Source organism: Mycobacterium sp. SM1, assembly GCF_018361265.1.
Lineage (GTDB): Bacteria > Actinomycetota > Actinomycetes > Mycobacteriales > Mycobacteriaceae > Mycobacterium.
Genome location: NZ_JAFLNH010000001.1, coordinates 1,745,395 through 1,767,012, shown reverse-complemented (window position 1 = coordinate 1,767,012; position 21,618 = coordinate 1,745,395). Strand labels below are relative to the sequence as shown.

16 protein-coding genes are annotated in these 21,618 nt (G+C 64.9%); 7 read left to right on the top strand and 9 right to left on the bottom strand.

Annotated features, from left to right (window positions below; all coding sequences use genetic code 11):
* Positions 1-83 precede the first annotated feature (83 nt).
* Entirely contained in the window at positions 84-1,499 is a 1,416-nt protein-coding gene (locus tag MSM1_RS08090; RefSeq protein ID WP_213440973.1) for an IS110 family transposase, read from the top strand.
* A gap of 141 nt (positions 1,500-1,640) precedes the next feature.
* On the opposite strand, the gene MSM1_RS08085 is transcribed toward MSM1_RS08090, so the two are convergent.
* The 4 genes from MSM1_RS08085 to MSM1_RS08070 form a co-directional block, all read right to left on the bottom strand.
* On the bottom strand, positions 1,641-2,600 hold the full coding sequence (locus tag MSM1_RS08085; RefSeq protein ID WP_213440972.1) for a hypothetical protein: 960 nt from the start codon (positions 2,598-2,600) through the stop codon (positions 1,641-1,643).
* A gap of 629 nt (positions 2,601-3,229) precedes the next feature.
* Positions 3,230-5,029 (bottom strand): MFS transporter, encoded by a 1,800-nt coding sequence (locus tag MSM1_RS08080; protein WP_213440971.1) that lies wholly within the window; start codon positions 5,027-5,029, stop codon positions 3,230-3,232.
* 15 nt (positions 5,030-5,044) lie between these two features.
* Positions 5,045-5,248, bottom strand: coding sequence for a hypothetical protein (locus tag MSM1_RS08075; RefSeq protein ID WP_213440970.1), 204 nt, complete (start codon positions 5,246-5,248; stop codon positions 5,045-5,047).
* A gap of 258 nt (positions 5,249-5,506) precedes the next feature.
* Entirely contained in the window at positions 5,507-6,409 is a 903-nt protein-coding gene (locus MSM1_RS08070) for an oxygenase MpaB family protein (RefSeq protein ID WP_236054799.1), read from the bottom strand.
* A gap of 174 nt (positions 6,410-6,583) precedes the next feature.
* Here MSM1_RS08070 and MSM1_RS08065 point away from each other — a divergent pair, with 174 nt between their 5' ends.
* The gene (locus MSM1_RS08065) at positions 6,584-8,791 is read left to right on the top strand and encodes an acyl-CoA dehydrogenase (protein ID WP_213440969.1); all 2,208 of its coding nucleotides are present in this window, start codon (positions 6,584-6,586) and stop codon (positions 8,789-8,791) included.
* A 173-nt stretch (positions 8,792-8,964) separates the two neighbouring features.
* On the opposite strand, the gene fadD2 is transcribed toward MSM1_RS08065, so the two are convergent.
* Positions 8,965-10,656 carry a long-chain-fatty-acid--CoA ligase FadD2 gene (fadD2, locus tag MSM1_RS08060; RefSeq protein WP_213440968.1) on the bottom strand — a complete coding sequence of 564 codons (1,692 nt, stop codon included), beginning with the start codon at positions 10,654-10,656 and terminating at the stop codon, positions 8,965-8,967.
* A 57-nt stretch (positions 10,657-10,713) separates the two neighbouring features.
* Between fadD2 and MSM1_RS08055 the strand changes: the two genes are divergently transcribed.
* Entirely contained in the window at positions 10,714-11,946 is a 1,233-nt protein-coding gene (locus tag MSM1_RS08055; protein WP_213440967.1) for a DNA polymerase domain-containing protein, read from the top strand.
* Positions 11,947-12,085: 139 nt separating this feature from the next.
* Here the strand turns inward: MSM1_RS08055 and MSM1_RS22670 are convergent, their stop codons facing one another.
* Positions 12,086-12,640, bottom strand: a complete 555-nt coding sequence (locus MSM1_RS22670; protein WP_213440966.1) for an OsmC family protein — start codon at positions 12,638-12,640, stop codon at positions 12,086-12,088.
* A gap of 726 nt (positions 12,641-13,366) precedes the next feature.
* Here MSM1_RS22670 and MSM1_RS08045 point away from each other — a divergent pair.
* A complete protein-coding gene (locus tag MSM1_RS08045; protein WP_213440965.1) occupies positions 13,367-16,954 on the top strand; it encodes a hydantoinase B/oxoprolinase family protein in 3,588 nt (1,195 codons plus the stop codon).
* Here the strand turns inward: MSM1_RS08045 and MSM1_RS08040 are convergent, their stop codons facing one another.
* Complete coding sequence (locus MSM1_RS08040) at positions 16,955-17,908, bottom strand: GlxA family transcriptional regulator (RefSeq protein WP_213440964.1); 954 nt, start codon at positions 17,906-17,908, stop codon at positions 16,955-16,957. It abuts the gene before it with no gap.
* Positions 17,909-18,030: 122 nt separating this feature from the next.
* Between MSM1_RS08040 and MSM1_RS08035 the strand changes: the two genes are divergently transcribed.
* The 3 genes from MSM1_RS08035 to MSM1_RS08025 all read left to right on the top strand — a co-directional run bounded on the left by MSM1_RS08035 (position 18,031) and on the right by MSM1_RS08025 (position 20,036).
* Entirely contained in the window at positions 18,031-18,321 is a 291-nt protein-coding gene (locus MSM1_RS08035; protein WP_236055756.1) for a putative quinol monooxygenase, read from the top strand.
* A 369-nt stretch (positions 18,322-18,690) separates the two neighbouring features.
* Positions 18,691-19,128: a methyltransferase gene (locus tag MSM1_RS21650; protein ID WP_213440962.1), complete on the top strand. Its 438-nt coding sequence runs from the start codon at positions 18,691-18,693 to the stop codon at positions 19,126-19,128.
* 647 nt (positions 19,129-19,775) lie between these two features.
* Positions 19,776-20,036 (top strand): hypothetical protein, encoded by a 261-nt coding sequence (locus MSM1_RS08025; RefSeq protein ID WP_213440961.1) that lies wholly within the window; start codon positions 19,776-19,778, stop codon positions 20,034-20,036.
* 359 nt (positions 20,037-20,395) lie between these two features.
* On the opposite strand, the gene MSM1_RS08020 is transcribed toward MSM1_RS08025, so the two are convergent.
* Together MSM1_RS08020 and MSM1_RS08015 are read right to left on the bottom strand one after the other, a co-directional pair.
* Positions 20,396-21,130 carry a Crp/Fnr family transcriptional regulator gene (locus tag MSM1_RS08020; protein WP_213440960.1) on the bottom strand — a complete coding sequence of 245 codons (735 nt, stop codon included), beginning with the start codon at positions 21,128-21,130 and terminating at the stop codon, positions 20,396-20,398.
* Positions 21,131-21,138: 8 nt separating this feature from the next.
* Complete coding sequence (locus MSM1_RS08015; RefSeq protein WP_213440959.1) at positions 21,139-21,318, bottom strand: hypothetical protein; 180 nt, start codon at positions 21,316-21,318, stop codon at positions 21,139-21,141.
* Positions 21,319-21,618: the final 300 nt, after the last annotated feature.

Sequence of the window (21,618 nt, the reverse complement as noted above, 5' to 3'; positions counted from 1 at the left end):
CAGGCGACCCACCCGATATGGATGGATTCGATGGGAGGGTAACAGAAGTGGCGGCACGACGCAGGAGCAAGCAGAAGCAGGTAGTGACAGCCACGCCGCAGGAGATTCCCGACGGCGACCATGAGGTGGTGATCAAGCGGGCCGCGGCGGTCGACGTGGCCAAGGTGACCGGCACAGTGTGTGTGCGGCTGCCCGGCAAGTCCGGGAGGCGGTTTTCTCGGGTGTGGGAGGTGTCTGCACGCACCGGCGCGATCGGAGAATTGGCCCAGCAGCTGAGGCAGCAGGGTATCGAGAAGGTGACTGTCGAATCGACTTCGGACTATTGGCGGATCTGGTATTACCTGCTCGAAGACCAGGGTTTGGATGTGCAGCTGGTCAACGCCCGCGATGTCAAGAACGTGCCCGGCCGGCCTAAAACCGACAAACTCGACGCTGTCTGGCTGGCTAAGCTGACCGAGAAAGGCCTGCTGCGGCCAAGTTTCGTGCCGCCGGCGCCGATCCGGCGGCTGCGGGACTACACCCGGCTACGCGAAGACCTGACCCGGGAACGCTCGCGCTACTGGCAGCGGCTGGAAAAGCTGCTCGAGGACGCCGCGATCAAGGTGTCGGCGGTGGCCTCCACGCTGGACACCCTGTCCACTCGGGACATGATCGAGGCGCTCATCGCCGGGCAGCGCGACCCGCGCCGGCTGGCCGACCTGGCGCGGGGGCGGATGAAAACCAAGCGATCGGAGCTGATCGCCGCGCTCGACGGCCGTTTTGATGACCATCACGCCGAACTGGCGCGGATGCTGCTGGGCCAAATCGATGCACTGTGCGCCCAGATCGACACCCTGACCGCGCGCATCGAGGAGCTGATCGCCGAGCTGCCCGACGATGCTGTGGCCATCGATTCCTCCGGCAGCGGCGATGGGCCCGGCACCAGCGCGGGTGCGGGCACCGACGCCGATCCTGACGCCGGCGGCAGCGATTCGGCCCCGCTCGATCCCGCCCCGGCGGCCGATGACCTGCCAGGTGTCATCGGCCGCCTTGATGAGATCCCGGGCATCGGCCAACGCGCCGCGCAGGCGATCATCGCCGAGATCGGACTGGATATGAGCAGATTTCCCACACCTGAGCATCTGGTGTCGTGGGCGCGGCTGTGCCCACGCACCATCCAGTCCGGGCCAATCACCCGCGGCGGCAAGACCGGCAAAGGCAACCCCTACCTCAAAGGCGCGCTCGGTGAGGCCGCGGTCGCGGCCGCCAAAACCGACACCTTCTTGGGCGAACGCTACCGGCGCATCGTTAAACGCCGCGGCAAGCTCAAAGCCCTGGTCGCGGTCGCCCGCTCCATCCTGGTCGTCATCTGGCATCTGCTTTCCAACCCGGCCGCCCGCTTCTGCGACCTCGGCTCCGACTACCACACCAACCGCGTCGCCGTCGAACGCCGGGTACGCAACCACATCGCACAACTGACCGCGATGGGCTACCGAGTCACCCTGCAGGCCGCCGCCTAACCTAAACCGAGACCCTCAATCACATACCGCAGCAGCCGATCTCGCCTCTTAACAGCGGCGTGTCGCCCAATACCGCACTCACCAACTTGTGGTCACCTTGAGTGTTTTCCGGTCAGCGAGGCCCCAGCCTCGTCATACCGTCTAGGCGTGCGACGCGAGCATGCGGTAGCCCGGTTCGGCGAAGCGCTGGGCAGCCTCCCGCATGGCATCGGTGATCGGGCGATGCTCCGGGTCATCATGGGCAAAGACCCGCGGTGTTAGGTCCTTGGCGTAGAAACGAGACTCTTCGATCATGCGTTCAATTGCCGAAAGATCGACCTCGAGTCCGAAATGCGGGGCGACGCGCTGCCAAATCGCGCCGGGCAGGTCGGCATGGTCTATGCAGAGGCGTCGCACCGGATCGCTCGCGGCTGCCTCCAGCATTGCGCCGAGCGCGCGGGCCGCGAACTCAGCGCGGGTCATGACCGGGACGGTGGCAGGATCAAGGCCGAAAAGCCGCGCGACTCCGGCGGGCGCGGCCTGCAGCCCCACCCACCGCGGCGGTGTGGCGAGGAGTGAGGCCAGGATGCGTACCGGGTCCCGCTGCACCCAGACCCAAGGCGTTTCGGGAAAGGCGGCGGCGATGACCGCGCGTCGACGGATGTTCCAGCTCGTGCACTTGAGCACCAGGTGATATTCGTCGTGGTGCCGACATCGGCCGAGCGCTCGGATCAGAAGCCGCACGAGCCGGACCAACTCACCTTCGTCGACCCGACCGGGATCAAGCCCGAGGAGGGAGTTGAGCGGCGACGGCTCGGCGAGGACAACGACGCCGGGAAGTGTGCCCAGGAGCCGGGATACGAGCGTGGATCCGCACCGCGAGAGGTGAAAGATCATGCCCGCCGGCTCGAGCGATGGCTCGTCGTCGAGTGCGACGAGTGCGTCCAGCCCCGTCCTGACGAGCGGCCGGGCGCGCGGGCTGCACGCCCAGAGGGCGACGGTCTGGTCGAAGAACGGTTCGGTGAAACGCTCCCCCGACAGATCAGCCCAGTCGACCGCCGGGGCGGCTCCGGAAAAATCCACCCTGACCGGCGTCCAGCGGGCGAGATTGGCGAAATCCATTAGACCCACCTAGGCCACTTGCACGCAATTGATCCTCGCACCGTCACTAAGGCTCTCACCCGTACTAAGGGTAGGCTCGATAAAATTAGTATTGCTTAACCTAACATGTCGAACTAGGTGCGAGAAGCGAGGCCTTTGATCGAGGTGTCCGGGCAGAATGCGCGGGTGCCCACCCTGGGTCGGGAGTCCGAGTGGGATCGTCAGGCCGCTCGGCATGGAAGCTGGCCCGCTAAGGCAGGCGGACGGTGGTGCGGGTGCGGAGTCGGCGCAGGCCACCAGCGGGCAGTTCTCATGACGCCCTCTGGGCAGTTCCCCACGTCCCTTGACAGCAGCGCGACATCGCGCTCAAGGCTGTGCGCACCGGGTAGATGAAGCTGATCTGGCGGCGCGGCTGCTCACGGGTCTCAGTCACGACAAGGACGCCTGGGGCGACCGGACACGGCACCTGACCGCCGGGCCGACTGCGCGTTGGGCGGGCGCCATCCCGCTGAAAGCCGGGCGTGATCAGTGGAAGCCGGCCCCACGTGCGCGGCATGCCCACGTTCCAATCCCTGCACGCCGTATCGCCACCACCCGCCACCGGCTTTGGCAGGAGCTAAGAGGATCGCAGGGCGCCGACGGTCCGGAATTCAGCGCGGCTGGGTGCCGTCCCTTTGCGAGCCGACCGGAGGTGTCAACGGCGATAGCGCTTCCAGATCGTTCGATTCCGGAGTAGCCAGGCTCGAGTGAGCAGGTGCGATGCGCGTAGTCGCCCGCGCGTGGGGCAGTGCGCCAGCTGTCTCCCGGCCGTCCGCGTTGGGTTCTTTGACCACCACCACCGGGCATGCGGCTCGGGCCGCGCATGCCTGGCTGACGGAGCCGAGTATGACACCTGCGAAGGGTGAGCGTCCGCGGCTGCCCACCACCAACAGCTGCGCGTCGCGTGACGCTTCCACTAAAACGTCGATCGGGTCGCCCAATACCGCGCAGCGGCCTACCGGCAAGCCCGGTGACGGCAGCGCTTCACTGACCGTTTCGGCCAACAACTTTTCGTAGGTACGTTGCAGCGCTTCGCGATCGAATGCTGCCGGGTTGGACACCAGCGGCATCTGCCAAGCAAGTACCGTGATAACCACGGCGTCCTGACGACCGGCGGCGTGCCGCACGGCCCAGCGGAGCGCCGCGGCGCTGTGGGTTGAAGCGTCGATGCCGACGACGATGCGGTAACTCATGCCACTGCCTCCCATATGACCTCGCGGGGTGCGAGCGCGTGCGCTTCGTCTTCCAACTCCTCCAGGCTCCTGCCCTTGGGTTCGGGCAGCAGCGCCACGGTGGCCGCCATGCCGATGATGGCCACGATGCCCGCGATCACGAGCGCCCCTGATACCCATCGGCGCTGCGATGAAGACCGGGAACAAGAACGCACCGATGAACGCACCGAGCTTGCCCGCCGCAGCCGAGATCCCGTGTCCGGTGGTGCGAACCTCGACGGGAAAGATCTCGGCCGGGTAGACAAAGGTCGTGGTGTTAGGTCCGAACTGAGTGAAGAAGTAGCTGACACCGAACAAGAGGACGAAAGGCACCACGGTCACCGTCACTGCCGGGACGAGGCCGATCAGCAGGAACATCAGTCCCATGACGCCAAATCCCAGCGTCTGGATGCTTCTGCGGCCAGTTCGGTCCATGAGCAGGATCGCCAGAATGTATCCGGGCAGCGCGCACACCGCGAAGATCGCCAGCTGGATCAGCACGTTATCCAGCTCGGTGCCGTGCCTGTTGATCAGAGACAGGATCTCCGGCGTGGAGATGCTGTTGCCGTAGTAACAGAAGTCCATCAGCGCCCACGCAGCCGAAGTCCCAATCAGCCACTTCAACAGTCGCGGATTACGAAACAGGATCGCGAATCCGTCCAATGCGCCATGAGGCAGGCGGATCACTGCGTCCCCGACCGCCGGCGTTGCCACCGCCTCACCGGTCGCCGCGGCGATTGCCGCCTTCGCCTCTTGGGTGGCCCCGCTGGCGAGCGCGAAGCGTGGTGTCTCGTGAATCTTGCGGCGCAGGTAGAACACCGCCAGCCCCGGGATCGCACCCAACGCGAGCAGGACGCGCCAGGTGATGCCGGCCGGGATGTGGGCGGCAAGCAGTGCCGCGGCGATCAGCGGGCCGACGATGAGACCGGCACCCTGCATCGCGAACACCAGCCCGATCATCCGCCCACGGTTCTGCTTGCCCGAGTACTCGCTCATGATGGTGGCCGACACCGGGTAGTCGCCGCCGATGCCGATACCTAGGATGGCGCGGAACGCCAGGAGCCAGGTGAAGGTCGGCGCAAGCGCCGAAGCGATGGCTCCGGCGGCCAGGATCAGCACCTCGTACCCGTAGATTCGTTTTCGTCCCAGGATGTCGGCAACGCGACCAAAGATGATCGCTCCCAGCGCCGATGCCAGCAATGTTGCGGAATTGAGCTACGCCACATGAGAAATGGAGAGGTGCCACTCCGGTTTGACCAGATACACCACGATTCCAATGACGAACAGGTCGTAGGCGTCGGTAAAAAAGCCCATACCCGATATGAACATGATCTTCCACTGAAACCGGGAGATGCCGGCGCGGTCGATTGCTTCGAGTCCGGTGTCCCGCTGCAACACCGCCAAATGTTTTGTTGGCATGAATAATTAGTCGCGACACGACCCGAAATCTGCGACCGCGTCACGGTGAACAGGAACAGAAGTTCTCATGTATCAAGGCCGAAGTCGATGCTGCGAAGAGCCGGTTAATAACTCACGAGTAGTGGTCTTTCGGCACTCATTGCGTACCCAGGCAGAAAACCGAAGCGACCGCTGGTATCGCACACTGTTGGGTGCACTCTGCGACGACGGACCAGGTGAGCCGCTACCCGAGCCCGTGTCGCGCGATCGCTATCCCGATCACACCAACGGTCGGCCGGTCCTGATTCGCCGTTCCAGGTCCCACAGCAGCGCGTTGAACGGAAACCGGCGAACAAGCCGGGGCATCAACACATTAACCGTGCGCAGCACTGTCATCAGCCGGTCGAAGCGCCGCTGCTTGGCGGCGTCCCAGGGCAGCCGCATCTCGTCCCGAAATCGCTGCGGCAAAAAGCCGGTGGTGATCAGCAGCGCGACGCTCTCCGACCAGCGTTGCAGCGGACCGGGCAGTGTCACCCCGCGCAGCCGGGCCGCGGCGATCGGATAGAGATAGTCACGCACCGCATCGTCGAGATGCACCTTTTCCAGCGACTCCCGCCAGTACCGGTCGAAGGCGGCCCGATCCGCCGGCCACAACTCCGGTGGCACCTGCAGGGTGGTGCCCAGCGCCATGCCCTCGCGGTAGTGCCGATCGGCGTCCCGGCCGTCCAGCTCACCGATGAGCATCCGGTGCACGTCGACCGCGCCCTTGTACAGGCACGCCGCCACCCACAGCTGCAGCTCGGGATCGAAGGCGTTGTACTCCACGGGGCTCTCCGGCGTGGAGTGCACCTGGGCGTGCACGCGGTTCACGGCCCGGCGGAAGGCCGCCTTCTGCGCGTCACTTCCGGCGATGGCCACCGCGAGGTAGGTGAAGGTGGTGCGCGCCCGCTTGAGCGGGTGCAGGTCCACCCGGCCGCTTTCGACGCGGCTTTCCAGCACGCCGTAGCCGACTGCGGGCCGCGCGAGCTGCATGATCACGTTGGCCGGTCCGGCCAGCAGCGCGAGACCTGTCAAGCCGTCGTCGATGCCAGACCGCCGCGACCTGGGCCGGCGTGCGCGCCGGGGGTCGGGCGGATCGGCAATCGCGCGTTCGACGTGCGGGATCGGCTCGCTGATCGTCATTGCTCTACTGATTCCCTTGATTCTGAGAACGTATGTTTCCCGATATTGTCCGCGACCTTTAGCCACTATCGTCAACCAACCGACCGGTTATTAGATTGAGGCAGGTGGCCGGAACACGAGGGCCGGGCAGCGAGGGCCTGGTACAAACCCGGCAACGGCAACGAAAGGCGAACAATGCCTATTGGGATTACCTCTGAGCACCAGCAGTTAGCCGATTCGGTGCGATCCCTGGTGGCGCGGGTCACACCGTCGGAGGTCCTGCACGCGGCTTTGGAAGCGACACCCGAGACCCCGTTCGACAATCCCCCACCGTACTGGCGGGCCGCCGCCGATCAAGGCCTGCAGGGTGTGCATTTGGCCGAGTCCGTCGGTGGCCAGGGCTTCGGCATCCTCGAGTTGGCCGTGGTGCTGGTCGAGTTCGGCTACGGCGCGGTGCCCGGCCCGTTCGTGCCGTCGGCGATCGCCAGTGCGCTGATCTCGGCGCACGACCCGGACACCAAGGTGCTCGGCGATCTGGCGTCCGGCGCGGTGATCGCCGCCTACGCTCGGGATTCGGGGCTCACCGCCACCTGCCACGGCGAGGCGCTGGTGATCCGCGGCGAAGCCCGAGCCGTCCCCGCGGCCGCACAGGCGTCGCTGCTGGTGCTGCCGGTCGCGATCGACAGGGGTGAAAAGTGGGTGATGTTGCCCTCCGAGCAGCTGGATATCGAACCGGTGAAGAGCATCGATCCGCTGCGGCCGATTGCGCATGTGCGAGCCAACGCGGTCCGGGTCGGCGATGACGCGGTCTTGAGCAATCTGGGCGGTCCCGTCGCGCGGGCACTGATGTCGACGCTGCTGGCCGCGGAGGCCGTGGGGGTGGCGCGGTGGGCGACCGACACCGCGGCGGCCTACGCCAAGATCCGCGAGCAATTCGGCCGGCCAATCGGCCAGTTCCAGGCCGTCAAGCATAAATGCGCGGAGATGATCGCCGACACCGAGCGGGCCACCGCGGCGGTCTGGGATGCCGCTCGCGCGATCGATGAAGCCCGCGAAAATAACTGGGACGCCACCACGGGGGTCGAGTTCGCCGCCTCGGTGGCCGCGACGCTCGCCCCGGCGGCGGCGCAGCGCTGCACCCAGGATTGCATCCAGGTGCATGGCGGCATCGGGTTCACCTGGGAACACGACGCAGGCGTCTACTACCGGCGTGCGCTGCTGCTGGCCGCGTCGTTCGGCCGCGGGGCCGAGCACGCACAGCGGGTGGTGCACACCGCCACCACCACGGGCATTCGTAAGGTCGACATCGGCTTGGACCCCGAAACCGAGAAACTGCGGGCCGAGATCCGCGCCGAGGTCGCCGCGCTCAAAGCGATGCCGCGTGAGCGGCGCACGGTTGCCATCGCCGAGGGCGGGTGGGTGCTGCCATACCTGCCTCGACCGTGGGGCCGCGCGGCCAGCCCCGTCGAGCAGGTCATCATCGCCCAGGAATTCACCACCGGGCGGGTCAGACGTCCGCAGATCGGTATCGCGTCGTGGATCGTTCCGTCTATCGTGGCATTCGGCACCGAGGAGCAAAAACAACGGTTCCTGCCGCCCACCTTCCGCGGCGAAATACTTTGGTGCCAGCTGTTTTCCGAGCCTGCAGCCGGATCCGACCTGGCTGGGCTGACCACCAAGGCCATTCGGGTCGACGGCGGTTGGCGCATCACCGGGCAGAAGATTTGGACGACGGCTGCGCAGTTCTCCCACTGGGGTGCCCTATTGGCGCGCACCGATCCATCAGCCCCGAAGCACAACGGCATCACCTACTTTTTGGTTGACATGAAAAGCGAAGGCGTGCAGGTGAAACCGCTGCGTGAGCTCACCGGGCGCGAGATGTTCAACACCGTTTTCCTCGACGACGTTTTCGTGCCCGACGACTGCGTGCTCGGCGAGGTTAACCGGGGCTGGGAGGTCAGTCGTAACACGCTGACCGCCGAACGGGTTTCGATAGGCAGCAGCGAAGCTCCATTCTTGGCCAACCTCGAGGAGTTCGTGGAGTTCATCCGCGGCGGCCAGTTCGACCCGGTCGCGCAACACCGGGCCGGATGGTTGATCGCCGAGGGCCACGCCGTCAGGCTGCTCAACCTGCGCTCCACGCTGCTGACGCTGTCCGGCGGAGACGCCATGCCCTCGGCGGCGATCTCCAAGCTGCTTTCGATGCGCACCGCTCAGGGTTACGCCGAGTTCGCTTTCTCCACATTTGGCACCGACGGCGCGATCGGCGACCCTGCGGAGCTGCCCGGTAAGTGGGGCGAATACCTGCTGGCCAGCCGGGCCACCACCATTTACGGCGGCACCTCGGAGATACAGCTCAACATCATCGCCGAGCGCCTCCTCGGCCTGCCCCGCGACCCGTAGCCCGGCGACGAAGCGCGCCGCGAAGCGGCGGGCACAGGAGCCGGGCAAGCCGACCCAGCCCGGCGACGAAGCGCGCCGCGAAGCGGCGGGCACAGGAGCCGGGCAAGCCGACCCCGCCGGCGACGAAGCGCGCCGACCCCGGTCCAGCCCTTCAGGTTGCGGCGCGAACGCTGTTAGCGCACATCGAGGGTGCGCAGCTCGCGTTTGAGAATCTTGCCGGTGGGGTTGCGCGGCAGTTCATCGAGAAATATCACGTCGCGGGGAACTTTGTAGCGGGCCAGGTGATCCCGCACGTAGGTTTTGACGTCGTCCTCGGTGAGAGCCGAACCCGGCTTCTTGACCACGAATGCGCGCAGCCGCGCGCCCCATTCCTTGTCCTCGACACCGATGGCGGTGGCCTCCACCACATCCGGGTGCCCGCTGATCAGATCCTCAACTTCGGCGGGGAAAACGTTTTCGCCGCCGGAGACGATCATCTCGTCGTCGCGACCGCTGACGTAAAGCAGACCGTGTTCGTCAAAGTAGCCGACATCACCCGAGGACAGCAGCCCGTCGATGATCTGCTTGCCGCCACCGCCGGTGTAGCCGGCGAACGGAAAAGTGGTGCCGACGAAGATCCGCCCGACCTGCCCTTGGGGTACCTCGTTGCCGTTGTCGTCGAAGATCTTGACCTTCACGCCCGCGACGACCGGCCCGGCGGTTGAGGGGTTGCGCTGCAGGTCTTTTGGTCCGGCAATGGTGGCGAACGAGACCTCGGTCGAGCCGTACATGTTATAGACGACCGGGCCGAGGTCCTGCAGCGCGCGGGTGGCCAGCTCGGCGCCTAACTGCGATCCGGACACGAACACGATCCGCAGGCTCGACAAATCCGGCTTAGTCTCCATCTTTTCCAGCGCGTCGAGCATCCGCGAGAGCATCACCGGCACGACGACCACAGCGGACGCCTTGTGCTTGTCGATGTCTTCCAGCACCGCGGCCGGTTTGAACCGCCGCCGAAGCACCAGCGTCGACCCTAAAAACATCGCGATGGTGGCGTGCAGATAGCCCAGCGCGTGAAACATCGGCGCCGGCAGTAACGTCACCTCGCCGGCCTTGAACGGGACGTGCGCCAAGATGCCGCCGATGGGCGCCAGTGTCGGTGGGGTGCTGCGGTTCGCGCCTTTGGGGGTGCCGGTGGTGCCGCTGGTCAAGATGATGATCGAGGCGTGCCTGGTCGCCTTGGGGGCCGGTTTTGTGCTGTTGCGGGCGATGAGCTCGGCCAGGGTCTCGTCGACGCTGCCCGACGGTTCGTCGCTGTCCGGGTTGACGCCCAGGGCGCGCAGCTTGCCCAACGGCGGGTCGGCCAGGCCGACGGCCTTGGTGTACTCGTCGTCATAGATGATCAGTTTGGCGCCTTCCCGTTCGGCGACCTCTTTGATCTGCGGGCCGGAGAACTCGCTGTTGAGCAGGATGATGCGGGCGCCGACGCGGGCGCAGCCGTAGTTCGCGATGAGAAACCAGCGGTGGTTGCGGGCCAGGATCGCTACGCCGTCACCGCCGCGCACACCCTTGGCGAGCAGGCCGTGAGCCACCGCGTTGGCGGCTTCGTCGAGCTCCTTGTAGGTGAAGGAACCCTCCTCGTCGATGACCGCCACCCGGCTCGGGGCGCGCCGGGCGTTGACCGCCGGCATCATGCCGATTTCACCCCAGCGCCGAATGTCCATGACCATCGCCGCGTAGTTCTGCGGCGGTTGCGGTGCGAACACCCCCGCCTCGATGATTTTGCGCAGGTAATGCAGTTCGGCCGCGCCGCGCTCGGCGTATCCGCGAAGCTTGGCCGTGACGCTGGCGAGCGCCTGTGAGGGCAAGTCGGTGAGATTGGGCATGGCCTCACAATATGTGACTCAGGTCGCGCCGCGGCGGCAATATTGCCCGCAATTACCATGAGGCCCGTGACCGGCCCGCTGTCACTGGAGGTGGACGGACGAAAGGTCAGGATCACGCACCCGGGCAAGGTGATTTTCCCTGGCGGCGACGGCCGGCCAAGCTACACCAAGCTCGACGTGATTCGCTACTACCTGACCGTCGCCGAGAGCGCGCTGCGCGGCGTGGCCGGACGCCCGATGATCCTCAAACGCTTCGTCAAGGGCATCGGGCAAGAGGCGATCTTTCAAAAGCGTGCGCCGGCGAAGCGGCCGGACTGGGTGGATGTGGCCGAACTGCGCTACGCCTCGGGAACCTCGGCCGACGAAGTGGTCATCCACGACGCCGCCGGGCTGGCGTGGGTTATCAATCTTGGCTGCATCGACCTCAATCCGCATCCGGTGCTCGCCGGGGATCTCGATCATCCCGACGAATTGCGGATCGACTTGGATCCGATGCCCGGGGTTGGGTGGCAGCAGGTCATCGATGTCGCGTTTTTGGCGCGCGAGGTCCTACAGGATCACGGTCTTACCGGGTGGCCGAAAACCTCGGGATCGCGGGGCTTCCATATATACGCTCGCATCGACCGCCGCTGGCTGTTTCCTCAGGTACGGCTGGCCGCCCAGGCCATCGCGCGTGAAGTCGAGCGGCGCGCACCTCAATTGGCCACCAGCCGCTGGTGGAAAGAGGAACGGCAGGGCGTGTTCGTCGACTTCAACCAAAACGCCTACGACCGCACCGTCGCCTCGGCGTATTCGGTGCGGGCCACCCCCGATGCCCGGGTGTCCACACCGCTGCAGTGGGACGAGGTCGCAAGCTGCCGCCCGGATGCGTTCACCATGGCCAGCGTGCCACCGCGGCTCGCCACCATCGGCGACCCCTGGGCGGGTATGGACGGCAGCGTTGGCGGTCTCGACGGTCTGCTGGCCCTGGCCGAAGAATTGGGTCCGGCGGAAAAGCCACCACGAGGAACAGGCAGAAATCCTTTGGGCAGGCGGATCCCCTCGAAGCCGCTCATCGAGATTGCCCGCACCAAGACCAGGGCCGAGGCGATGGCCGCGCTGGACGCCTGGCGGGAGCGCTACCCCGCCGCGGCCCGATGGCTGCAGCCCGCCGATGTCCTCGTCGACGCAATGCGGGGCCCAAGCTCCATTTGGTATCGGATCCGCATCAACCTGCAACACGTGCCGGCCGGCCAACGCCCCCCGCAGGAAAAGCTCATCGCCGACTACAGCCCGTGGCCCAAGCCCTGAGGAGCTTGCCCCACAACGCAAAGCCGCACGCCAGTCGGCTGGCCTAAAAAGGGCTTTAAAGATTCCGCCGGCTTAGCCCTGGGCTAACCCTGGGCTAGGCCGGCGGATCGCGGAAACGCAGCCGAGCGGACGTCGCTAATTACGAGCCGACTATCTCGACCTTAGGCACCATGTGAATAGCCTTGGCGAAGTTGGAGAAATTCGGTGACGTCCGCATGACCGCCTCGTGGATCTCTTGGACCTGCTCGGGGGTAGCGTCCGCGTCGATGCGAACCGTGTAGTGGACTTCGTCGTATCCGGGGTTGACGGCCTCATCTAGGCCCAGGAATCCCCGAAGATCGAGTTCGCCCGTCGTCTCAATTTCCAGCGATCGTACGGTAATCCCCTTGGTCGCGGCCACCGCGGCATATCCCACCGACATGCACGCGTTAAGACCAGCCATCAGCAATTCTTGCGGATTGGGCGCACTGCCATTGCCAAGCAATTCCACCGGCTCGTCCGCGGCTATTTCGAAATTACGCGGATAACGCTGACCGCCTAATGAATAGGACTCGATGCTGGTCACCGTCCGGGTCTGTCCCTGCCATTGAGTTTTCACATTGAACTGGACGCGCCCGTTGGCGGGATCCTGCTTCACGCTCTCGGCGAACTCTCCAAGAGCCGTAACATCAAGTCCGTTAACCGTAGTAGCCACTTGTCACCTACCGAGTCGAGTTGGGATGTTTGGCGGTCGACAGATCGCCGGTAACAATAGGAAGCTACCCACTCGCGGACGGCGTCGTCAACCAGTTTTGTGGCCAAATATTTGCCCCGGGGGCCAACGGTGCGGGTACCCGGCAGAACTCGTGGGGCATCGGGCACCGCAGGGCGAGGGCGAAGAGCTCCGGCCAAAGGCGCCGATGGCCGCTGTCGCGATCCGCGCGTTTTCGGGCACCGCCGAACGTGACCGAAGATTTCGTGTTCTGCTTTCTCGCAACTAATTTCGGGTTAGATGCTGTGGCTGACGCCGATCCGGCACAAGTGCGCAAGAGGGCGGACCCACCGGTTGTGCGGCGAGTCCGGCCGCGGACCGCGATGCCATGCAGGCGCGGGTGCGACCACGAGGGCCACCTCCATGGCGACGCCAATGGGATGCGGTAATGAGTTGGATTTTACTGTGATGCAATACTTTTACGATAACACAGGTTCACAACAGCACCGGGTGGCGAGGCTCTTCTGGGTCTTCTGCGCTGTCATGCTCGGCACCGTCGGAGCGCGGGATCATCCCAGCGGGTGAGCAACTCACCGGATCAGCTCTGTGCGAAGGCGGCCCGCCTTACGCTGGGCGCGCAGGGACCTAAGCAGCCACGCTCATCGGGCTCGTAAAAGACGTCACTAGGACCGTTCCGATAGAGTTGACGCCCGGTGAAAGGAAGTCCGGGTGACGGGTACGGGCTGGCAGTTTTGGGTCGACCGGGGCGGCACGTTCACCGACATTGTGGCGCGCCGCCCGGACGGGCGCCTGCTGACACACAAACTGCTCTCGGATAATCCGGCCCGCTACCACGACGCGGCGGTGGCCGGGATCCGGGCACTGCTTAGCACCGCAGATGGGTGTGCTCACATCGACGTGGTGCGGATGGGCACCACCGTGGCGACCAATGCGCTGCTGGAACGCAACGGGGAGCGCACGCTGCTGGTGATCACCCGGGGTTTCGGTGACGCGCTGCGCATCGCATACCAAGATCGGCCGCGGATTTTCGACCGCCACATCGTGCTGCCGGAGCTGCTGTATGAGCGCGTGATCGAGGTCGACGAGCGCGTCATGGCCGACGGCACGGTGCGGCAATCGCCCGACCTGCAGCGGCTGGCCGAGTCGCTGCGTGAGGCCCACGCCGAGGGCATCCGGGCGGTCGCGGTGGTGTGCCTGCACAGCTACCTGTATCCAGCACACGAGCGGCAGATCGGCAAACTAGCCGAACAGGTTGGCTTCACCCAGATCTCGCTGTCCTCTGAGGTCAGCCCGCTGGTGAAAATCGTCCCGCGCGGCGACACCACGGTCATCGACGCCTACTTGTCCCCGATATTGCGCCGCTACATCAATCACGTGGCCGGCCAAATGCGCGGCGTGCGGCTGATGTTCATGCAATCCAACGGGGGATTGGCAGATGCCGAGCATTTCCGCGGCAAAGATGCCGTCCTATCCGGGCCCGCCGGCGGCATCGTCGGCATGGTGCGCATGTCGGCGCTGGCCGGTTTCGATCACGTCATCGGCTTCGATATGGGCGGCACCTCCACCGACGTGTCGCACTACGCCGGCGAATACGAGCGCGTGCTTACCGCCCGGGTGGCCGGGGTGCGGCTGCGTGCCCCAATGTTGGACATCCACACCGTGGCCGCCGGCGGTGGATCGATCTTGCACTTCGACGGCGGCCGCTATCGGGTCGGCCCACACTCGGCCGGCGCCGACCCGGGCCCTGCCTGTTACCGCGGTGGTGGTCCGCTCACCGTCACCGACGCCAACGTGATGCTCGGCCGTATCCAGCCCGCGCATTTTCCGGCGGTGTTCGGTCCGGGGGGCGACCAGCCGCTGGACGACGAGATTGTGCGGCGCCGATTCGGCGAGCTGGCCGCCGAGATCCGTGACCAGACCGGCGACGAGCGCTCCCCCGAGCAGGTCGCCGAGGGATTCTTGCAGATCGCGGTCGCCAACATGGCCAACGCGGTCAAGAAGATCTCGGTCCAAAAAGGGCGCGATGTCACCAGGTACACGCTCACCACGTTCGGCGGCGCCGGCGGGCAGCATGCCTGCGCGGTCGCCGACGCCCTGGGGATTCGCACGGTGCTGGTCCCGCCGATGGCCGGAGTGCTTTCGGCGCTGGGCATCGGCCTGGCCGACACCACAGCGATGCGCGAGCAGGCCGTGCAGACGCCGCTGGAAACCGCCACCCTGGAGCGGTTGACCACCGTCGCCGACTCGCTGGCGCAGGCCGCCCGCGACGAACTGCTCGACGAAGGCGTGCCCGAAGACGCGATCCGGGTGGTTCGCCGGGTGCACCTGCGCTACGAGGGAACCGACACCGTTATCCCGGTCCCGTTGGCGGACGTCGAGGCGATGACGGCGGCGTTCGCGGCCAGCCACCGAGCCATGTACTCGTTTCTGATGGATCGCCCGCTGATCGCCGACGCGGTCGCCGTCGAGGCGATCGGGCTCACCGAGCAGCCGGACCTGTCACACCTCGCCGAGCGGCTGGCCGACGAGGCCGGCGCTCGTGCGGACGAGACCGTCCGGCTCTACTCGGGCGGACGCTGGCGCGACGCGCCGCTGCGACACCGCCACCGGATGCGGCCGGGCGACACCGTCACCGGCCCGGCAATCATTGTGGAGTCGAACGCCACCACCGTGGTCGACGACGGCTGGCGGGCCGCGATGACCACTGCCGGGCATCTGCTCATCGAGCGCACGGCCACGCCCCCGCCACCCGGCGCGGGCACCCATGCAGACCCGGTGCTGCTGGAAATCTTCAACAACCTGTTCATGTCGATCGCCGAGCAGATGGGCACCCGTCTGGAAGCCACCGCTCAGTCAGTGAATATCCGTGAGCGACTGGACTTTTCCTGTGCATTGTTCGATCCGGACGGCAACCTTGTCGCGAACGCACCCCACATTCCGGTGCATCTGGGCTCGATGGGAGCCAGCGTCAAGGAAGTGATCCGCCGGCGTGTCGGCGCTCTGAGACCCGGTGAGGTGTACGCGGTTAACGACCCCTACCACGGCGGCACCCATCTGCCGGACATCACGGTGATCACCCCGGTCTTCGATGCTCGCGGCGAGCGCCGGCTGTTCTTCGTCGCCTCGCGCGGGCATCATGCCGAGATCGGCGGAATCACACCGGGATCCATGCCGGCAAATAGCCACCAAATCCACGAGGAAGGCGTCCTTTTCGACAACTGGTTGCTGGTGGAAAACGGGCAGTTCCGGGAAACCGAAACCCGGCGTCTGCTCACCGAAGCCCCGTTCGGCTCGCGCTCGCCCGACACCAACCTCGCCGATCTTCGTGCGCAGGTCGCCGCGAACCAAAAGGGTGTCGACGAGGTTCGCAAGATGATCGACCATTTCGGCCTCGACGTCGTGACCGCCTACATGCGCCACGTCCAGGACAACGCCGAGGAGGCCGTGCGTCGCGTCGTCGACCGGCTCGGCGACGGCGAGTACCGCTACCAGATGGATTCCGGCGCGACAATCGCGGTCCGTGTCACCGTCGACCGTGCCGCCCGCAGCGCGACGATCGACTTCACCGGGACGTCACCCCAGCTGGACACGAACTTCAACGCGCCGTCCTCGGTGGCTAGGGCCGCGGTGCTGTACGTGTTCCGGACCCTGGTCGCTGACGACATCCCGCTGAACGACGGCTGCTTGCGCCCACTGCGCATCGTCATCCCCGAAAAAACAATGCTGGCGCCGACCTACCCGGCCGCCGTCGTCGCCGGCAATGTCGAAACCTCCCAGGCGATTACCGGAGCGTTGTTCGCCGCCCTGCGGGTGCAGGCCGAGGGGTCCGGGACGATGAACAACGTGACCTTCGGAAACGAGCGCTATCAGTACTACGAAACCGTGGGCTCCGGCTCTGGAGCCGGTGACGGGTTCGACGGGGCCTCGGTGGTGCAGACGCACATGACCAACTCCCGGCTGACCGATCCTGAGGTGCTCGAATCGCGGTACCCGGTGGTGCTGCGGGAGTTCGCCATCCGGCGCGGTAGCGGCGGAGCCGGACGATGGCGCGGCGGTGACGGCGCGGTGCGTCGCATCGAGTTCACCGAGCCGATGACGGTCAGCGTGCTCTCCGGCCATCGGCGGGTCGCGCCCTACGGCATGGCGGGTGGCTCGCCCGGGCAGCTGGGCCATAACCGGGTGGAACGCGCCGACGGCAGCACCGTCGAGTTGGCCGGGTGCGACTCGACCGACGTTGGGCCCGGCGACGTCTTGGTGATCCAAACCCCCGGCGGCGGCGGATACGGCACGCCTTGATCAGCGACTTCGAATTGCGCCCAACGACGAATGCGTCTCGCGCCGCACCAGGCGGCGTAACGAGCCAACATTCTGGTAGCCGACGGCCGCTGCGACCGAATTCACCGATCGGCTGGAGGTCTGCAACAAATAGGTCGCCTGATCCAGCCGAATTCGCTGAACAAATTTCAGCGGTGACATCCCCAGCACCCGCATGGTGGCGCGCTGCAACGTTCGCTCGCTGACACCAACCGCTTGAGCTATGTCGCTTACTCTCACGGCTTCATCCAGATGGTTTCGAACCCATCGCTCGAAAGCGGCGATCATCGGGTCCGACTCGGCGAGCAGGGTGGGCATCGCGCAGGCGAACTGCGATTGGCGCTCTCCCGCCATCAAAAAACGGCTCGTCAATTCGGACAAGGCGGGGCTGTGCTGCCGCACGATCGAAACGGCCAGATCAATATGGGCGAACGCAGCACCGGCGGTAGTGATCGTTCCGTCGACCACAACGGTGCTGGCATCATCGAGGCGAACCGCTGGGTACCGCCGCCGAAAGGCAGGGCCCAGCCACCAGCTCGTGGTGGCGGTGCTCCCGTCGAGGACCCCGGATTCGGCCAGCAAGAAGGTGCCGGTGCAGGCTGCCGCAACGCGGACCCCGGCGGCGCGCACCTGACGAAGCCAACCGAGCAGCGGATGCCCGCGGACCGCGGTGACGATCTGTTCCGCGGACTTCGCCGAGAGCGCCGGGAGGATAACCAGCTCAGGCCGAGCCGTTATTGCCGTTAACTGCACCGTTTCAACTCGCAGTCCATGCCCGGTTCGGGCCTGGGAGGACAGTCCCGCAATGGTGATGTCGAAGGCCGGTGGAGCCACCACCAGGTTCTCGCGCATCGAGTTCGCCGTGCTCAGGACGTCCAGCACGACGCTGAGCCCGGAGTCGAACACGCCGTCGACCGCCACCACCGCGACCCGCATGTCGTAAACGGTATCAAACGCGTCGGATTCGCCACTCCACTTCGACGAGTGCGCCGCGTATGTTGGTCGACGACCGACGACCGAAAAGGCCGACGACCGAAAAGGACAACGAGACCGTGAGCATGACCTGTGGAATCCTCGCCCTGTTAGAAGCCAAGCCCGGTAAAGGCGACAACCTCGGCGCATTCTTGAACGCCGGCCGCGCGATCGCGACCGCCGAACCGCAAACAATGAGCTGGTACGCATTTAAGTTGAGCGACACCACATATGGGATATTCGACACGTTCGCCGACGAGGACGGCCGCCAGGCGCACCTGAACGGTCAAATCCCCGTGGAGCTCGGCAAAATTGCCGACGAGTTGTTGGCGAAAGAACCCGACATCCGGCCAATCGATATTATCGCGGTCAAATAGTGGCCCACCGGCGCCCTGCGCGATTCGGAGTGCGCCGACGAGTGTGCGCGCTCCACCGTGTAGCAGTCGGCATTGTTGCCAATGGTGGCGTTGCGGGAGAATCGAGTGCATTGCGGCGCAAGGCTTCCCAACCGGCTGTTGGTGGCCCCGAGACGGTAAAGAGGGCAAGACGCACGGAGGGCGGCTGCGTGACACGGCGTTGCACCCTAAAATAGAATGCTAAAATAGAATGCGTGGTAAAGGCTGGAGTGGCGAAACGATCCTTTCGAGAACAGCGCATGATCTGCTTAGTATCAAGAGGTTAGTTTGGGATATTTGCCACTGACTTGCGCGGTCTTCGCCCTCGCTATCGGCATAAATTCTGGTAGCGTGCTCGCCCAACGGCGCTTCGGATTTTACAACCGCTGGCGCAACAGTAGCTGGCTACTGCACAGCTTGGCCATACTGCCGTTCTGGTCAAGCTCTATATACCTGCTGGTGAATTTGAACAGGCATTATCTACTCCGCTTTCAAGGCGTGCCCCTCATCGGGTATACATTTTTCAGCCTAGCGATATTGTTGTTTGTTCTGGCAATCCGCGAAATCGGCTGGCAATCTCTATTCAACGGTAATTGGTTTGGCCGAGGTAGGATTTCACATGCCGGTGTGTTCAAATTCGTCAAAAACCCAATATATGACAGCTACTTACTCGCCTTTATCGGCGCAGGCCTGGCAGGTGGCAACACGGCTTACTTCGTTATCGCCCTCGAGAGCTATGTCGGATTAAACATTATTGAGGCGAAAGTGGAGCACATAAAAGAGGGTTGACATCGGTAGGTAAGGCGACACCGGCGCGCGGCGTGCAGCCGCACTATAACGGTAAACCTGCGTGGACGGCGCCAAGGATGGCCGCGCGAGAGGCCGACAAGACGATGGCCCACCGCCGCAGTGTCGGGTTCGCTTCGCGCCAGCGTGTGAAACGCCGTCGCGGCCGCCCCGTCGAACGGTGCATGGGTTTTCCCGCGCACCGCGCCATAGTCGCCCCAGTAGCGCCCCGCGGTATGGGCCCCCGGGTCGCCAGTACGCTTCGGCCACCGGATCAGTCGTCGCCGCGTCGGTTATCATGCCGTCCTTGCTGTCCGTGCTACTCCATGCAGGCCAGGAGTCTTACAGCGTAGGCTCCGACGCAATCGGCGCAGCCGGTATCCATCCGGAGACCCCGGCATCGATGCGCTCTGAAACTTTGTCAGCAAGATGACAATTTGGCGAGGGCAAGACCTCGGACGGCAACTCGCTGAGGCTCACTGAGGCGTGAATCCTGAGGCGTGAATTGTCGCCTGCCCGACAGTCACGGAACTCATCGAGTCGGTCGCGCATTGCAGGGGGTGTTACTACCTGCAAATCGCCTTGAGAATAAGGGAGGCACAGCGATGTCTGTCCTGCTAGGCCGACGAGCCGGCACACCCGAGCACAAGGTGGATGTCGAATCGGTTTCGGTACTTATCGACGCTAAGGCCATGCCGGCTGAGGGTCTTCTTGCGGAACGCATGGCAGGTTCAAGCACCGCGGCCGTCACGGCGCCGCCACGCGCCTCATTGCCGACCGTGGTGATCGCCGCTGATGTGCAGCACGAAGCGCTGGCTGCACCGCTGGATTTTCGCTCTCCGCGATACTATCCACCCAGCCTGCTTTTCCTTGAGCCGTCTCGAATGAAAAGAGAAATGCGTCGGCTCTGAATGCGATCCGAGGTGAGCGGTCTGCTTACGAGCGGCATACGGTTGAACTTTTGGCCGTCCCGCCTCGGGCTCACTTGGCCCCTCTGCAGTTCGTGGCAGCCCTCTTCTGCCACGAATGCTGCTGGTGGTGCGCCGAGGCCCATGCCTGCAACCACGTTGGGCCACAAGCGCACGCCGCTTAAACTCCTGCTGCTCTCGGATCCTCTGGTCGCACCGTGGACGCTGCTGCCCGCCGCGACAACAGAAACGGGTGGTGCATAGCTGCCAGATTCGGTTGAACAACAGCTCACTTCTGCAAATGGTAGCCGCCCATCTAGGAGTGGCGCCTGGTCACGGCGCCATTGGTCACTCCTGCGGCTTCAGGTGGCTTTGGCTTTCAGACCGTACTGGTCGAGGATGTCGATTTTGGCGTAATGGATGACGATGAGTCGCTCCCGTTCAAAATCCTTCAAGATCTTGTTCAGTGAGGATCGTTGCACGCCAAGCATAGCGGCGAGAGTACGCTGCGCCAGCGGGATGCTTCCATCGACGGATTCGTCGAGCAGCAGCCGGGCCGTCTGCGCCGGCAACGGTTGACCCAGCAGTGCCAGGAGCCGCGCCTGACTTGCGGAAACTCGTTGCGCAACAGAGGAAAGCCAGCGTCGCGCGATATTCGGATGAGTAGCCAGCAGAGCATCGAAGGCGGCGCGGTCAAGGAACAAGCAGGTACAGTCGCCGAGCGCTCGAGCGGTGTAGGCCATCGGCATATCCAGCAGCAGCGGTATATCCCCATCGACGTCGCCTGCTCTTAACACATCGACGACAGCGCGGCGACGCCCTGAGCCGACCGCTAGCTCGACCTGGCCCCGACGCACAATCCAAACACCAGATGATTCTTGTCCGGCAGTGAAGAGAACTGCTCCGGAATCGAATTGCCGGTACTTCAGAGTCTTGGCCAGGGCGGTGACATCCTCCTGGCGTAGCGGCGCGGTGGCGCCGCGGCCAACACAGCGCGCCACCCACGCGGCGTGGCGGATAAGTGTGTCGGCCGGGCTCTCACCGCCGGTGAGCGCCAGCATCGCGTGCCGGATCGGTCCCGGGTGGTGATCGGGCATCGACTCCCCTACCCGGTCTGCTCGATGGTGTCATAGCACAGACACCCATCCCCCAGCACCGGCAGATCCGCCTTCGGCTCGACAACTCTTGGCATCAGCAGCCACCCGACCGCGCCGCCGGCCTCGGCGCTGTGATGTTGCCACATTAGTTGGCTAGTGGCCCTCCCGCGGTTCGGCGTCTCAGTCATGTCCGGAGCACGCGGGGTGTCTCGCCGCCATACGGCCGAGATGAGAGGCGCACACCGTATCTGGCGACGCTTTCGTTCATTTGTTCTCGACGCCGTTCTCGACGCCGGCCGTACGTGGGCTGGGTGCCGTGTGGTTGCCGGCGATCCGGTGCAGCACGCCGGGCTCCGGCCGGGAGGGCACAGGCTGGGGTGCTCACGCATACCCACAGGTAACGACCGTAGACCGCGCTCAGTCACGCAGCGGAAAACTGTCTGCTGGACGACACTATTCGCTTCGAAGTAACGGCAGCGGTGGTGACC